General features: G+C 73.6%; 14 protein-coding genes. 12 read left to right on the top strand and 2 right to left on the bottom strand.

Annotated elements, in window-relative coordinates; translation table 11 throughout:
• Nucleotides 1-104 precede the first annotated feature (104 nt).
• Complete coding sequence (gene hemW / locus VT52_RS21115; protein WP_046422307.1) at nucleotides 105-1,337, top strand: radical SAM family heme chaperone HemW; 1,233 nt, start codon at nucleotides 105-107, stop codon at nucleotides 1,335-1,337.
• Nucleotides 1,338-1,366: 29 nt separating this feature from the next.
• On the opposite strand, the gene VT52_RS21110 is transcribed toward hemW, so the two are convergent.
• Together VT52_RS21110 and VT52_RS21105 are read right to left on the bottom strand one after the other, a co-directional pair.
• A complete protein-coding gene (locus tag VT52_RS21110; protein WP_046422306.1) occupies nucleotides 1,367-2,179 on the bottom strand; it encodes a DUF3097 domain-containing protein in 813 nt (270 codons plus the stop codon).
• A gap of 34 nt (nucleotides 2,180-2,213) precedes the next feature.
• Complete coding sequence (locus tag VT52_RS21105) at nucleotides 2,214-2,936, bottom strand: MBL fold metallo-hydrolase (protein WP_046422305.1); 723 nt, start codon at nucleotides 2,934-2,936, stop codon at nucleotides 2,214-2,216.
• Between the two features lie 168 nt (nucleotides 2,937-3,104).
• Between VT52_RS21105 and hrcA the strand changes: the two genes are divergently transcribed.
• The 11 genes from hrcA (at nucleotide 3,105) to VT52_RS21050 (ending at nucleotide 15,423) form a co-directional block, all read left to right on the top strand.
• Nucleotides 3,105-4,121: a heat-inducible transcriptional repressor HrcA gene (hrcA, locus tag VT52_RS21100; protein ID WP_046422303.1), complete on the top strand. Its 1,017-nt coding sequence runs from the start codon at nucleotides 3,105-3,107 to the stop codon at nucleotides 4,119-4,121.
• Nucleotides 4,122-5,258 carry a molecular chaperone DnaJ gene (gene dnaJ / locus VT52_RS21095; RefSeq protein WP_046422300.1) on the top strand — a complete coding sequence of 379 codons (1,137 nt, stop codon included), beginning with the start codon at nucleotides 4,122-4,124 and terminating at the stop codon, nucleotides 5,256-5,258.
• A 134-nt stretch (nucleotides 5,259-5,392) separates the two neighbouring features.
• On the top strand, nucleotides 5,393-6,499 hold the full coding sequence (locus VT52_RS21090; protein WP_046422299.1) for a nitronate monooxygenase: 1,107 nt from the start codon (nucleotides 5,393-5,395) through the stop codon (nucleotides 6,497-6,499).
• On the top strand, nucleotides 6,496-7,242 hold the full coding sequence (locus VT52_RS21085) for a 16S rRNA (uracil(1498)-N(3))-methyltransferase (RefSeq protein WP_046422298.1): 747 nt from the start codon (nucleotides 6,496-6,498) through the stop codon (nucleotides 7,240-7,242). Before VT52_RS21090 ends, VT52_RS21085 begins: the two co-directional genes overlap by 4 nt.
• A 17-nt stretch (nucleotides 7,243-7,259) precedes the next feature.
• On the top strand, nucleotides 7,260-7,652 hold the full coding sequence (locus tag VT52_RS21080) for a VOC family protein (protein WP_046422296.1): 393 nt from the start codon (nucleotides 7,260-7,262) through the stop codon (nucleotides 7,650-7,652).
• Nucleotides 7,653-7,797: 145 nt separating this feature from the next.
• Nucleotides 7,798-8,301: a hypothetical protein gene (locus tag VT52_RS21075; RefSeq protein ID WP_046422293.1), complete on the top strand. Its 504-nt coding sequence runs from the start codon at nucleotides 7,798-7,800 to the stop codon at nucleotides 8,299-8,301.
• Nucleotides 8,302-8,346: 45 nt separating this feature from the next.
• Nucleotides 8,347-11,625, top strand: a complete 3,279-nt coding sequence (locus VT52_RS21070; protein WP_046422291.1) for a S41 family peptidase — start codon at nucleotides 8,347-8,349, stop codon at nucleotides 11,623-11,625.
• A gap of 82 nt (nucleotides 11,626-11,707) precedes the next feature.
• Nucleotides 11,708-12,061 carry a histidine triad nucleotide-binding protein gene (locus VT52_RS21065; protein WP_046422289.1) on the top strand — a complete coding sequence of 118 codons (354 nt, stop codon included), beginning with the start codon at nucleotides 11,708-11,710 and terminating at the stop codon, nucleotides 12,059-12,061.
• A 6-nt stretch (nucleotides 12,062-12,067) separates the two neighbouring features.
• The gene (locus VT52_RS21060) at nucleotides 12,068-12,973 is read left to right on the top strand and encodes a ribonuclease Z (protein WP_046422287.1); all 906 of its coding nucleotides are present in this window, start codon (nucleotides 12,068-12,070) and stop codon (nucleotides 12,971-12,973) included.
• Between the two features lie 20 nt (nucleotides 12,974-12,993).
• Complete coding sequence (locus VT52_RS21055) at nucleotides 12,994-13,983, top strand: adenosine deaminase (protein WP_046422286.1); 990 nt, start codon at nucleotides 12,994-12,996, stop codon at nucleotides 13,981-13,983.
• 297 nt (nucleotides 13,984-14,280) lie between these two features.
• On the top strand, nucleotides 14,281-15,423 hold the full coding sequence (locus tag VT52_RS21050) for a carbohydrate kinase family protein (RefSeq protein ID WP_046422284.1): 1,143 nt from the start codon (nucleotides 14,281-14,283) through the stop codon (nucleotides 15,421-15,423).
• Nucleotides 15,424-15,530 lie beyond the last annotated feature (107 nt).

Below are 15,530 nucleotides of genomic sequence, written 5' to 3'. Positions count from 1 at the left end.
GCCGCCGCTTCCTCGGGCGGGAAGGGCCGGCGGGCAGGGGATGCCCCAGGGGCGTACGGCCGGGGCCGGCCCGGTCCGCGCGCCGGTGCTGGACAATGGGACCCATGCCTTCCGCACTCCCCGACGGTGAGCCCGTACCCGACGACGGCGCGTTGCCCCCGCACGCGTTCGACGGGGCGGGAGAGCGTCCGCTCGGTTTCTACCTGCATGTGCCGTACTGCGCGACCCGCTGCGGGTACTGCGACTTCAACACGTACACCGCGACCGAGCTGCGCGGCACCGGCGGGGTGCTGGCGTCCCGTGACAACTACGCGGGCACGCTCGTCGACGAGGTCCGGCTCGCCCGCAAGGTGCTCGGCGACGACCCGCGGCCGGTGCGCACGGTGTTCGTCGGCGGCGGTACGCCCACGCTGCTGGCCGCCGACGACCTCGTACGGATGCTGGCGGCGATCCGCGACGAGTTCGGGCTCGCCCGGGACGCCGAGGTCACCACGGAGGCCAACCCCGAGTCGGTCGGCCCCGCCTATCTCGCGACCCTGCGCGAGGGCGGTTTCAACCGGATCTCCTTCGGGATGCAGAGCGCGCGGCGGCATGTGCTGAAGATCCTCGACCGCACCCACACCCCCGGCCGCCCGGAGGCGTGCGTCGCCGAGGCCCGCGCGGCGGGCTTCGCGCATGTGAACCTCGACCTGATCTACGGCACCCCCGGCGAGAGCGACGACGACTGGCGGGCCTCCCTCGACGCGGCGATCGGCGCGGGCCCCGACCACGTCAGCGCGTACGCCCTCATCGTGGAGGAGGGCACGCAGCTCGCCCGCCGGATCCGCCGGGGCGAGGTCCCGATGACCGACGACGACGTCCACGCCGACCGCTACCTGATCGCCGAGGAGACCCTCTCCGCCGCCGGATTCGACTGGTACGAGGTCTCCAACTGGGCCACCTCCGAGGCGGGCCGCTGCCTGCACAACGAGCTGTACTGGCGCGGCGCGGACTGGTGGGGCGCGGGTCCCGGCGCGCACTCCCACGTGGGCGGCGTGCGCTGGTGGAACGTGAAGCACCCCGGTGCCTACGCCGCCGCCCTGGCCGCCGGCCGCTCCCCGGGCGCGGGCCGCGAGGTGCTGTCCGCCGAGGACCGCCGCGTCGAACGCGTCCTCCTGGAACTGCGGCTGCGCGAGGGCGTCCCGCTCTCCCTGCTGAGGGAGACCGGCCTCGCGGCCTCGCGCCGTGCGCTGGCCGACGGACTCCTCCAGCAGGCCGCGTACGCGGAGGGCCGGGCCGCCCTCACCCTGCGCGGACGGCTGCTGGCGGACGCGGTGGTGCGGGACCTGGTGGACTGACCCGGGCGAGTTCGGCGCCTCCCCCTGCGTCAGGCCCCACCGCTGCCCGTGACGAAGTCGATCAGCTCCTCCACCCGCCCCAGCAGCTCCGGCTCCAGGTCCTTGTAGGAGTCCACCCGTTTGAGGATCGCCTGCCACACCGCGCCGGTGTTGTCCGAGGGCCAGCCCAGGGCGCGGCACACGCCCGTCTTCCAGTCCTGGCCGCGCGGCACCCGGGGCCACTTCGCGATGCCCAGCGACGCGGGCTTCACCGCTTCCCAGATGTCGATGTACGGGTGGCCCACCACCAGCGCGTGTTCGCTGGTCACCGACCGGGCGATGTGGAACTCCTTCGAGCCCGGCACGAGGTGGTCCACGAGGACGCCGAGGCGGGCGTCGGGGCCGGGGCCGAAGTCGGTGACGATCGACGGGAGGTGGTCCACGCCCTCCAGGTACTCCACGACGACACCCTCGACGCGCAGGTCGTCGCCCCAGACCTTCTCGACCAGTTCGGCGTCGTGCCGGCCCTCGACGTAGATGCGGCCGGCCCGCGCCACCCGGGCGCGGGCGCCGGGGACGGCGACGGAACCGGAGGCGGTGCGAGTGGGGCGCGCCGGACCGGAGGAAGGCCGTACGAGGGTCACCGCCCGGCCCTCCAGCAGGAAGCCGCGCGGCTCCAGCGGGAACACCCGGTGCTTGCCGAAGCGGTCCTCCAGCGTCACCGTGCCCGCCTCGCAGCGGATCACCGCCCCGCAGAACCCGGTGCCGGGCTCCTCCACGACCAGCCCCGGCTCGGCGGGTACCTCCGGTGCCGGCCGGGGCTTCTTCCAGGGAGGGGTCAGGTCCGGGGAGTACTGGCGCATTCGGATGACGATAGGAGAAGCCGCGGGCCGACGCTCACGACACGCCGAATCGCGTGGCCAGCGCGTCCCGTTGGCGCCGCACGAAGGCCGCGTCGACAACCGCGCCGTGACCGGGCACGTACAGCGCGTCGTCGCCGCCCAGCGCCAGCAGCCGGTCCAGCGCGTCCGGCCAGCGTGCCGGTACGGCGTCCGGTCCGGCCTGCGGCTCCCCGGACTCCTCCACCAGGTCCCCGCAGAACACCACCTCGGGGTCGCCAGGCACCAGAACCACCAGGTCATGGGCGGTGTGCCCGGGGCCGACGTTGGCCAGCAGCACCTGGCGGCCGCCGCCCAGGTCCAGGGTCAGCTCCCCGGAGACCGGATGCCGGGGCGGCACCAGGGCCAGCGCCGCCTCCTCGGCCTCGTCCGCCGGGAGCCCGTGGTGGACGGCGTCGTGCCGCAGCCCGTCCCGTCCGCGGCGGAGCACCCCGTCCGCCCCCACCGCCGCGTACACCGCGGCCCCCGCGAAGGCCGCGGCCCCGAAGACATGGTCGAAATGGACATGGGTCAGCGCGAGATGGGTCACACGTCCACCGGCGAGCGACTCCGCCGCGGACCGCAGCCGCGCGCCCTCCGCCAGGCTCGACCCGGCGTCCACCATGAGCGCCGTGCCCGCGCCCAGGACCAGCCCGGCCGTGCAGTCCCAGCCCGGCAGCCGGCACCGCCCCACCCCGGCGGCGAGCCGCTCCCATCCGTGCTCTTCCCAAGTCACCGTCATACCGCGACGCTAGCCGCAGCCGAGGTCGCGGGGGCACCGACCTTGCCCGGTGCGTACCCCACGGCCGTACACTGGCTGGGAACGCTGGCACTCGCATGCGAAGAGTGCCAGGACGGACAAGAGGGACGACCGCGGAGTGAGGGGCCGACGTGCTGGAGGTGCGCGCGAATGCTGAGTGAACGCAGGCTCCAGGTGCTGCGCGCCATCGTCCAGGACTATGTCGGCACCGAGGAGCCGGTCGGCTCCAAGGCCCTGACCGAGCGGCACAACCTCGGCGTGTCCCCGGCGACCGTCCGCAACGACATGTCGGCCCTGGAGGACGACGGGTACATCGCGCAGCCGCACACCAGCGCGGGGCGCATCCCCACCGACAAGGGCTACCGACTGTTCGTCGACAAGCTCGCGGGCGTCAAGCCGATGACCGCGCCCGAGCGTCGCGCGATCCAGAACTTCCTGGACGGCGCCGTCGACCTCGACGACGTCGTGGCGCGCACCGTGCGGCTGCTCGCGCAGCTGACCCGCCAGGTCGCCGTCGTGCAGTACCCGTCCCTGACCCGGTCCACCGTGCGGCACGTGGAACTGCTCGCGCTCGCTCCGGCGCGCGTGATGCTCGTGCTGATCACGGACACCGGCCGGGTCGAGCAGCGGATGGTCGACTGCCCGGCGCCGTTCGGCGAGGCGTCCCTCGCGGATCTGCGCGCGCGGCTCAACAGCCGGGTCGCGGGCCGCCGGTTCGCGGACGTGCCGAAGCTGGTCGAGGACCTGCCGGACGCCTTCGAACACGAGGATCGCGGTACGGTCTCCATGGTGCTCTCCACCCTTCTGGAGACACTGGTCGAGGAGAACGAGGAGCGGTTGATGATCGGCGGCACCGCCAATCTCACCCGCTTCGGACATGATTTCCCCCTCACGATCCGGCCCGTCCTGGAGGCCCTCGAGGAGCAGGTCGTGCTCCTCAAGCTCCTCGGCGAGGCGAAGGATCCGGGCATGACCGTGCGCATCGGGCACGAGATCGCCCACGAAGGACTCAACTCCACCTCCGTGGTGTCGGTGGGCTACGGTTCGGGCGGCGAGGCGGTTGCCAAGCTCGGCGTGGTCGGACCGACCCGCATGGACTACCCGGGAACGATGGGAGCGGTACGCGCAGTGGCACGGTACGTCGGACAGATCCTGGCGGAGTCGTAAGTGGCCACGGACTACTACGCCGTTCTCGGCGTGCGCCGCGACGCGTCGCAGGATGAGATCAAGAAGGCGTTCCGTCGGCTCGCGCGCGAGCTGCACCCGGACGTCAACCCCGATCCGAAGACCCAGGAGCGGTTCAAGGAGATCAACGCCGCTTACGAGGTGTTGTCGGACCCGCAGAAGAAGCAGGTCTACGACCTCGGTGGCGATCCCCTCTCGCAGGCCGGCGGCGCCGGCGCGGGCGGCTTCGGGGCCGGTGGCTTCGGCAACTTCTCCGACATCATGGACGCGTTCTTCGGCACGGCGTCGCAGCGCGGGCCGCGCTCGCGCACCCGGCGCGGCCAGGACGCGATGATCCGGATCGAGGTGGAACTGGACGAGGCGGCCTTCGGGACGACCAAGGAGATCCAGGTCGACACCGCGATCGTCTGCAACACCTGCAACGGTGAGGGCGCGGCCCCCGGCACGTCGGCCCAGACCTGCGACATGTGCCGCGGCCGCGGTGAGGTCTCGCAGGTCACCCGGTCCTTCCTGGGCCAGGTCATGACCTCGCGGCCGTGCCCCCAGTGCCAGGGCTTCGGGACCGTGGTCCCCACGCCCTGCCCGGAGTGCGCCGGTGACGGCCGGGTCCGCTCGCGTCGCACGCTGACCGTGAAGATCCCGGCCGGCGTCGACAACGGCACCCGGATCCAGCTCGCCGGCGAGGGCGAGGTCGGCCCCGGCGGCGGTCCGGCCGGCGACCTGTACGTCGAGATCCACGAGCTGCCGCACTCCACCTTCCAGCGCCGCGGCGACGATCTGCACTGCACGGTGACGATCCCGATGACCGCCGCCGCCCTCGGCACGAAGGTGCCGCTGGAGACGCTGGACGGTCTGGAGGAGGTCGACATCCGGCCGGGGACCCAGTCCGGGCAGTCGATCCCGCTGCACGGCCGGGGCGTCACGCATCTGCGCGGCGGCGGCCGGGGCGACCTGATCGTGCACGTCGAGGTGCAGACCCCGACGAAGCTCGATCCGGAGCAGGAGCGGCTGCTGCGCGAGCTGTCCAAGCTGCGCGGCGAGGAGCGTCCGCAGGGGCAGTTCCAGCCGGGTCAGCAGGGGCTGTTCTCGCGGCTGAAGGACGCGTTCAACGGGCGCTGACCGCCCGGCCGCGACGGGTGGTCCCGGCGGCCTCCGACCGGAGGCCGCCACGGCCTCTGACCGGGGCCGTAGTGGAATATGCCGATCGTGACTCCCGATTCGGACTTGTTCCCGGGGCATGACACCATGCGGTCATGTCCTCCGCACTGACCGATCTTCTCCCTCACCCGATCGTGCAGGCCCCCATGGCGGGCGGCGTCTCCGGCCCGGAGCTCGCCGCCGCCGTGTCGGAGGCCGGCGGGCTCGGGTTCCTGGCCGCCGGGTACAAGACGGCCGACGGCGTGTACCAGGAGATCAAGCGGCTGCGGAGCCTCACCGACCGGCCCTTCGGCGTGAACGTGTTCATGCCCCAGTCCGAGTACCCCGGCGCGGGCACCGGCTCCACCGACACGGCGCCCTCCTCCGGCGCGGTCGAGCTCTACGCCCATCAGCTCGCGGGCGAGGCCGCCTGGTACGAGACCGAGCTGGGCGATCCGGACAGCGGCCGCGACGACGGCTACGACGCCAAGCTCGCGGTGCTCCTGGACGACCCGGTGCCCGTGGTCTCCTTCCACTTCGGGGTGCCGGGCCGTCAGGCGCTGGAGCGGCTGCGGCGCGCGGGAACCTTCACACTGGTCACCGCCACCACCCCCGAGGAGGCCGTCGCGGTGGAGCGGGCCGGGGCGGACGCGGTGATCGCCCAGGGCGTGGAGGCGGGCGGCCACCAGGGCACGCACCGGGACGTCCCGGAGAACGACGGCGCCGGCCTGGGTCTGCTGTCCCTGATCACGCAGATCCGCGAGGCGGTGCGCATCCCCGTCGTCGCCGCAGGCGGGATCATGCGCGGCGCCCAGATCGCGGCCGTCCTCGCGGCCGGTGCGAGCGCGGCCCAGCTGGGCACCGCCTTCCTCGCCACCCCCGAGTCCGGCGCGCCCGCCGTGCACAAGGAGGCGCTGACCAACCCCCTGTTCGTACGCACCGAGTTGACCCGCGCGTTCACCGGCCGCCCGGCGCGCGGCCTGGTCAACCGCTTCCTGCGCGAACACGGCCCGTACGCGCCCGCCGCCTACCCGGAGGTCGGCCACCTCACCTCGCCGCTGCGCAAGGCCGCCGCGAAGGCCGGGGACGCGCAGGGCATGGCACTGTGGGCGGGCCAGGGCCACCGGCTGGCCCGGGAGCTGCCCGCCGGGCGGCTCGTGGAGGTGCTGGCGGCCGAACTCGCCGAGGCTCGGGCGGCGTTCGCCGCGGGAGGTGCCCGATGACCGCGCCGGTCTTCGTCGTGGCGGACTTCACCGCGGACGGCGACCGCTTCGTCCTGGACGGCCCCGAGGGCCGGCACGCGGTGTCGGTCAAGCGCCTGGAGGCCGGTGAGGAGGTCGTGCTCACCGACGGCGCGGGACGGTACGCGGTGTGCGAGGTGCTCGGCAGCGAGGGCAAGGACCGCCTCGTCGTACGGATGCCGGAGGTGTCCGAGGAGCCCGCGCCGCGGCCCCGGATCACGGTCGTGCAGGCCCTTCCCAAGGGGGACCGGGGGGAGTTGGCCGTCGAGACGATGACCGAGGTCGGGGTCGACGCGATCGTGCCGTGGCAGGCCGCGCGCTGCATCACGCAGTGGCGGGGCGAGCGGGGCCTGAAGGCGCTCGGCAAGTGGCGGGCGACCGCGCGCGAGGCCGGGAAGCAGTCCCGGCGGGTGCGGTTCCCCGAGGTCGCGGAGGCGGCGAGCACCAAGCAGGTCGCGGCACTTCTGGCCCAGGCCGACTTCGCCGGGGTGCTGCACTCCGACTTCGAGCACACCAGCGAGGCGCTGGCCACCGCCGAACTCCCCGCCGAGGGAGAGATCGTGCTGGTCGTCGGGCCCGAAGGGGGCGTCTCCCGCGACGAGTTGGCCCTCTTCGAGGAGGCGGGCGCGAGGGCCTACGTCCTCGGGCCCAGCGTGTTGCGCACATCCACCGCCGGCACGGCGGCCGCGGCCCTCCTCCTGGGGCGCACCGGCCGCTGGTCCTGAACTTCCCTGGGGTACACATGGAACTCGCCCAAGTACGGCTCCTGGTCACCGACTTCGCCGCCTGCTACCGCTTCTACGCGGACGTCCTCGGCCTGAAGCCGCAGTCCGGCGCGACCGAGGGCCCCTACGAGAAGTTCAGCCCCCACGCGGGCTCCGCCGGTATCGCCCTCCAGGACCGCGCCATGATGGCCGAACTCCTGCCCGAACTCGCCGATCCCGCCGACGGTCACCGCTCCCTGGTCGTCCTGCGCGTCGACGACCTCGACGCCTACTGCGCCGACATCACCTCCCGCGGTGCCACCCTCCTCCAGCCCCCCACCGCCCTGACCGACCGCATGCGCGTCGCCCACCTCAAGGACCCCGAGGACAACCTGGTGGAGCTCCAGGAGTGGCTGCTGCTGCGGGGCTGAGGCACCGTCAACCACCCCTCAGGGCAAGCCGTTTCGAAGGAACTCGCACGCCGAACGGGTGAGTGCCCCGCCGCGGGCTTCCGTCCGCCGTCCCTGTGGTGGCACTCTGCCCTGCATGGGGGCATTCAAGTGGATTCGGACGCGTGTGCTGGTCATTGTCGGGATCGTCGGTGCGGCCGGGGCCGCCGTCGTGGGGTGCCAGGCGGATGTGCTCGGGTCGGCCGGGGTCGCCTACACCACCGGGACGATGGCGAGCGCGCGGCTGCGGCAGGCGGACGTGGACGTCAGCTGGCTCAACTGCGCCGGTGACCCGGGCGGGGCCGCCGGAGCGACCCCAGCGCCGGGGCGGAGCGCGGTGGTCTCGGTGGACTGCCAGGGCGAGACCGGGGACCGGGGGCGGATCACCGTCAACGGCGAGGTGACCCGGGCCGTGGACGGGGTCTGTGTGCGCGGGGACCTGCGGGCCAGGGTCGACGGGAAGCAGGTGTTCCACGTCAGCGGGCTGGGCGACTGCGCGGCCGCGCCGGGACCCACGTACCGCCCGCCCGGCTATCCGCCCGCCGGCGCGCAGCCCGCCGTCACGGTCACCGTCACCCGGACCCTCTGGTGCCGGAACGACCCCGACTGCCTGCCCGTGGCGGGCAAGTGATCCGAAAACGGCCCGTGAACGGCGGCCGCTGCGTAAGGTGACGGGGTGACTCAGGGCGCTTCGACAGGAACCTCCGGCTACCTCCGATTCCCGCACCTGCACGGCGACTTGGTGACGTTCGTCGCCGAGGACGACGTGTGGCTCGCCCCTCTCGACGGGGGCCGTGCCTGGCGGGCCAGTGCCGACGACGTCCCGGTGGACCACCCCCGCATCTCGCCCGACGGCACCACCCTCGCCTGGACCTCCACCCGCGACGGCGCCCCCGAGGTGCACATCGCGCCCGTCGACGGCGGTCCCGCCGAACGCCTCACGTACTGGGGCAGCCGGCGGACCCAGGTCCGCGGCTGGACCCCCGACGGCCACGTCCTCGCCCTGAGCACCACCGGCCGGCCCAGCCCGCGCCACACCTGGGCCCACGCCGTCCCTCTCGACGGCGGACCCGCCACCACCCTGCCGTACGGCCCCGTCGGCGACCTCGCCCACGGCCCGCACCCCGTGCTGCTGTCCGCCCCGATGGGCCGCGAGGCCGCCTGGTGGAAGCGCTACCGCGGCGGCACCGCCGGCAAGCTGTGGATCGACCGGCAAGGGAACGGGGAGTTCGCCCGGCTGCACGAGGAACTCGACGGCAACATCGAGTACCCCTTCTGGGTCGGCGACCGCATCGCCTTCCTCTCCGACCACGAGGGCACCGGTGCCCTCTACTCCTCCCGGGCCGACGCCTCCGACCTGCGCCGGCACACCCCGATCGGGGGCACCTCCCGGTCGGGCGAGGCCGAGGCCGGGGGAGGTTTCTACGCCCGCCACGCGGCCACCGACGGCACCCGCGTCGTCTACTGCGCCGCCGGCCGGCTCTGGCTCCTCGACGACCTCGAAGGCAGCGCCCCGCGCCCCCTGGACATCCGCCTCGGCGGGCCCCGCGTCGACCTCCAGCCCTTCCAGGTGAGCACCTCCCACTGGTACGGCTCGGCCGCCCCCGACCACACCGCCCGCGGCAGCGCGGTCGGCCTGCGCGGCGCCGTCCACTGGGTCACCCACCGCTCCGGCCCGGTGCGCGCCCTCGCCGCCGAACCCGGCGTCCGTACCCGGCTGCCCCGCACCTTCCGCGCCGACGGCGAGGAATGGGTGGTCTGGGTCACCGACGCCGAGGGCGAGGACGCCCTGGAGTTCGCCCCCGCCACCGGCCCCGCCCTCGGTGCCACCCCGCGCCGGCTCGCCGCCGGACGCCTCGGCCGGGTCCTGGAGCTCGCCATGGCCCCCGACGGCAGCCGCGCCGCCGTCGCCGCCCACGACGGCCGGCTCCTGCTGGTCGAGCGGGAGACCGGCGAGGTCCGCGAGGTCGACCGCGGCGCGGACGGCGACGTACGCGACCTCACCTTCTCGCCCGACTCCGCCTGGCTCGCCTGGACCCACCCCGGCCCCCGGCCGCTGAGCCAGCTGCGTCTCGCCCACACCACCGACCTGACCGTCAGCGAGGCCACCCCGCTGCGCTTCCAGGACCACGCGCCCGCCTTCACCCTCGACGGCAGGCACCTCGCCTTCCTCTCCAACCGCTCCTTCGACCCGGTCTACGACGAACACGCCTTCGACCTGGCCTTCGTGGGCGGCACCCGCCCCTACCTGATCACTCTCGCCGCGACCACCCCGTCCCCGTTCGGACCGCAGCGCCACGGCCGCCCGTTCGAGATCTCCGACAAGGAGGAGACCCCCGACAGCGAGGGCGTGCCCTCCACCCGGATCGACCTCGACGGACTCGCCGACCGCATCGTGCCCTTCCCGGTCGAGTCCGCCCGCTACGGCAATCTGCGCGCCGCCAAGGACGGCGTGCTCTGGCTGCGCCACCCGCTGCACGGGGTCCTCGGCACCACCCGCGCCACCCCCGACGAGCCCTACCCCGGCACCGAACTGGAGCGCTACGACCTCGCCCAGCTGCGGCTGGAGCACCTCGCCGCCGACGCCGACCACTTCGAGGTCAGCGGCGACGGCAAGCGGGTCCTGCTGTGGACCGACGGCAAGCTCAAGGTCGTGCCCAGCGACCGCCGCGCGTCCGCCGACGAGGACAGTGACTCCAACATCACCGTCGACCTCGGCCGCATCCGGCAGACCGTCGACCCCGCCGCCGAGTGGCGGCAGATGTACGACGAGACCGGCCGCCTCATGCGCGACAACTTCTGGCGCCCCGACCTCGGCGGCGTCGACTGGGACGGCGTCCTCGACCGCTACCGCCCGGTCCTCGACCGCCTCGCCACCCATGACGACCTCGTGGACCTGCTGTGGGAGGTGCACGGCGAGCTCGGCACCTCGCACGCCTACGTCATCCCCCACGGCGGCCACGGCGGCGGCCCCCGCCAGGGCCTGCTCGGCGCCGACATCTCCCGGCACGCGGACGGAAGCTGGCGCGTCGACCAGATCCTGCCCTCGGAGACCTCCGACCCGGAGGCCCGCAGCCCGCTCGCCGCGCCCGGCGTCGCCGTCCGCCCCGGCGACGCGATCCTCGCCGTCGCGGGCCACCCCGTCGACCCGGTGACCGGACCCGGCCCCCTGCTCACCGGCACGGCCGGCCGGCCCGTCGAACTCACCGTCTCGCCCGCGGCCGGCGGCGACCCCCGGCACGTCGTCGTCGTCCCGCTCGCCGACGAGGAGCCCCTGCGCTACCACTCCTGGGTGGCCGGCCGCCGCGCCCACGTCCACGAGCGCTCCGGCGGCCGCCTCGGCTACCTGCACGTCCCCGACATGCAGGCACCCGGCTGGGCCCAGATCCACCGCGATCTGCGCGTCGAGGTCGCCCGCGAGGGCCTGATCGTGGACGTCCGGGAGAACCGCGGCGGCCACACCTCCCAACTCGTCGTGGAGATCCTGGCCCGCCGCATCGTCGGCTGGGACATCCCCCGCGGCCACCGCCCCTTCAGCTACCCCCGGCACGCCCCGCGCGGCCCCGTCGTCGCCGTCGCCAACGAGTTCTCCGGCTCCGACGGCGACATCGTCAACGCGGCCGTCAAGGCCCTCGGTATCGGCCCCGTCGTCGGCACCCGCACCTGGGGCGGCGTCATCGGCATCGACAGCCGCTACCGCCTGGTCGACGGCACCCTGGTCACCCAGCCCAAATACGCCATGTGGCTGGAGGGGCCCGCCTGGAGCGTGGAGAACCACGGCGTCGACCCTGACGTGGAGGTCGTACAGACCCCCCAGGACTGGGCCGCCGGCCGCGACCCCCAACTGGACGAGGCGGTAAGGCTGGCACTGGAGTCACTGGAGTCCGTTCCCGCGAAAACCCCGCCGGCACTGCCGCCCCTCCAGGGGCGCGGGGAACCGCGCGACCAGCCATGACGACCCGCACCCGACCGACTACGATGATCCCCCGAACCTGATCCCCCCGAACCTGATCCCGGCGAAAGCGAGCGCACGCGAAATGGCTGGAGAACCGCAGGACGACTGCCTGTTCTGCAAAATCGTCGCGGGCCAGATCCCGGCCACCGTGGTCCGCGAGACGGAGACCACCGTCGCCTTCCGGGACATAAACCCCCAGGCGCCCACGCACGTCCTGGTGATCCCGAAGGTCCACTACCGGGACGTCGCCGCGCTCGCCGCCGGCGCCCCCGAGGCCGCCGCGGACGTGCTGCGCGAGACCCAGGCCGTGGCCGACGAGGAGAAGCTGGACAGCTACCGCGTCGTCTTCAACACCGGCACCGGCGCCGGCCAGACCGTCTGGCACGCCCACGGGCACGTGCTCGGCGGCCGCGGTCTCGAATGGCCGCCCGGATAGACCGCCGTGTCCGTCCGTGAACTCGTCGTCCTCGGCACCGCGAGCCAGGTCCCGACCCGGCACCGCAACCACAACGGCTACCTGCTGCGCTGGGACGGCGAGGGCATCCTCTTCGACCCCGGCGAGGGCACCCAGCGGCAGATGCTGCGCGCCGGGGTCGCCGCGCACGACCTGAACCGCCTCTGCGTCACCCACTTCCACGGCGACCACAGCCTCGGCCTCGCCGGGGTCATCCAGCGCATCAACCTGGACCGGGTGCCGCACGAGATCACCGCGCACTACCCGGCCTCCGGGCAGCGCTTCTTCGACCGGCTGCGGTACGCCACGGCCTACCGGGAGACCGTGGGCGTCACCGAGGTCCCGGTGGCCGCCGACGGCACCCTCGCGGTGACACCGTCGTACACCCTGGACGCCCGGAAGCTCTCGCACCCGGTGGAGTCGTACGGGTACCGGCTGACCGAGCCCGACGGCCGCCGGATGCTGCCCGAGCGGCTCGCCGCGCACGGCATCGGGGGCCCGGACGTCGGGGTGCTCCAGCGTGAGGGGCGGCTCGGGGACGTGACGCTGGAGGAGGTCAGCGAGGTACGGCGCGGACAGCGGTTCGCGTTCGTCATGGACACCCGGCTCTGCGAGGGTGTGTACACCCTCGCCGAAGGCTGCGACCTGCTGGTCATCGAGTCCACCTTCCTGGACGAGGACGCGGAACTCGCCGTGGAGCACGGACACCTGACGGCCGGGCAGGCGGGGACGGTCGCGCGCGAGGCCGGCGTACGGCATCTCGTGCTCACCCACTTCAGCCAGCGGTACTCCGAGCCCGACGAGTTCGAGCGGCAGGCACGGGCCGCCGGCTTCGAGGGCGAGCTGACCGTGGCGTACGACCTTCAGCGAGTGCCGGTTCCGAAACGACGGTAAATGCGCCGTACGATGCTTTGATGCCCCTCCCCAAAGCAGAACTGCACCTCCACGTCGAAGGCACCCTGGAGCCGGAGCTGGCCTTCGACCTGGCCGCCCGCAACGGCGTGAAGCTGCCCTACGCCGACACGGACGAGCTGCGCGAGGCATACCGGTTCGAGGACCTCCAGTCCTTTCTGAACCTGTACTACGAGCTGATGGCCGTCCTGCGTACCGAGCGGGACTTCGAGGACCTGGCCGACGCCTATCTGACCCGTGCCGCGGCGCAGGGCGTGCGGCACGCGGAGATCTTCTTCGACCCGCAGGCCCACCTCGCCCGCGGCCTGGACATGGGCACCGTCGTGGAGGGGCTGTGGCGGGCGCTCGGCCGCAGCGAGGAGAGCCACGGCATCTCCACCAGGCTCATCCTGTGCTTCCTGCGCGACGAGTCCGCCGACTCCGCGCTGGAGACCCTGGAGGCCGCACGCCCGTACCTCGACCGGATCACCGGCATCGGCCTGGACTCCGCCGAGGTCGGGCACCCGCCGGCGAAGTTCCGCCAGGTGTACGAGACCGCCGCCGCGCTCGGGCTGCGCCGGGTGGCGCACGCCGGCGAGGAGGGGCCGCCGGAGTACATCACCGAGGCCCTGGACCTGCTCGGCATCGAGCGCGTCGACCACGGTCTGCGCTGCATGGAGGACCCCGAGCTGGTCGAGCGGCTGGTGCGCGAGCGGGTCCCGCTCACCCTGTGCCCGCTGTCCAACGTCCGGCTGCGCACGGTGGACACCCTGGCGGACCACCCGCTGCCGGCCATGCTGGACGCGGGGCTGCTGTGCACGGTCAACTCCGACGACCCGGCCTACTTCGGCGGTTACGCCGACGACAACTTCCGGGCGGTGCGCGAGAGTCTCGGCCTGACCGAGGACCGGCTGCGCGAACTGGCCCGCAACTCCTTCCTCGCCTCCTTCCTGGAGGACGACGAGGAGCGCCGCGCCCGGTACCTCGCCGAGGTGGACGCGTACGTGTTCTGAGGCTGTTCGCCGCGGGCCTCGGCATGGGCTATGATTGATCATGTCGAGGCCGCCGGAACTCCGGTAGCCGGACGATGCGTTGGTGGTCCAAGGAAAGACGCCCCGCTTCCTGCGGGGAAATGCAGGTGCAAGGCCTGCCCGGCGCTCCACGCAGAGCCCCGTCCCGCCATGTGCGGGACGGGGCTCTTCCGTTGTGCGCGCGGCTCGCCCCCGGGTGCGCGGGCCCGGCCGTAAGCCCGTGCGCGGTGCCCGCGGTGGTGCACACTGGCCAGACCCAGTACAGCCAGGGAGCGCACCGTGACCTCGTCGCACACCCTCGTCGGAGAGGAACCCGAGCACCTCACCCGGGCGGGGCACCGCCAGGCCCAGGTCGATCCGCTCGCCGCGCGGCGCGCCCCCGGCGATCCGCCCTGGGACGTCTACCTCACGGGCACCGTCTTCCTCGACATCATCTTCACCGGCCTGGACTCGGCGCCGGTGCGCGGCACGGAGTCCTGGGCGCGGGGCATGGGGTCCAGTCCCGGCGGGGTCGCCAACATGGCCAGCGCGCTGGCCCGGCTCGGGCTGCGGACCTCGCTCGCGGCGGCCTTCGGGGACGACCACTACGGGGAGTACTGCTGGGACGCCCTCGAACAGGGCGAGGGGATCGACCTCACGCCGTCGCGGACGGTGCCCGGCTGGCACTCGCCGGTGACCGTGTCCATGGCGTACGAGGGCGAGCGGACCATGGTCTCGCACGGGCACGAGCCGCCGCCGGAGGAGCCGGCCCCCGACTGCCCGCCCCGCGCCCGAGCCGCCGTCGCCTCCCTCACACCGGGCCGCCGCGCCCCCTGGATCGCGCAGGCCGCGCGCGGCGGGACCCGCATCTTCGCCGACGTCGGCTGGGACGACACCGGCGCGTGGGACCTCGCGGGGCTGTCCGACCTCGAACACTGCGAGGCGTTCCTGCCCAACGCCGAGGAGGCGAAGCGGTACACGGGCGCCGACTGCCCCCGGCTGGCCGCGCACGCGCTCACCGAGCACGTGCCGGTGGCGGTGGTGACGCTGGGTTCGGAGGGCGCGTACGCGGTGGACCGCCGTACCGGCGAGGCCGCGGAGGTCCCGGCGATCGCCGTGGAGGCGCTGGACCCCACGGGCGCGGGGGACGTCTTCGTCGCCGGTTTCGTGACGGGGTCCCTGGCGGGCTGGCCGCTGGCCGACCGGCTCGCCTTCGCGGGGCTCACGGCCGCGCTGTCCGTGCAGGAGTTCGGCGGGTCCCTGTCGGCGCCCGGCTGGTCGGAGATCGGCGCGTGGTGGCGGCGGGTCCAGTCCCTGCCGGCCCAGGACCCCATGGCGCTCGAACGGTACGCCTTCCTCGACCGGCTGGTCCCGGAGGAACTGGACCGCCCCTGGCCGCTGCGGCGGGCCGTGCCCACGATCGGTTTCCGGGGCCCCGGCTGACCGGCGGGGCGCGCCTCCCCCGTCCGGAGGAAAAGTCCTACAGGCTTGTCAGTCGTCCGGCGTACCCTGGACAGCGACGAGGCCGCCCTTGGACGTGCGGTCATGAC

This window comes from Streptomyces malaysiense (genome assembly GCF_000980885.2).
In the GTDB taxonomy this organism is placed as follows: Bacteria; Actinomycetota; Actinomycetes; order Streptomycetales; family Streptomycetaceae; genus Streptomyces; species Streptomyces malaysiense.
Note: the sequence above shows the minus strand (reverse complement) of the source record. Positions and strands in the feature narration are given on the sequence as shown.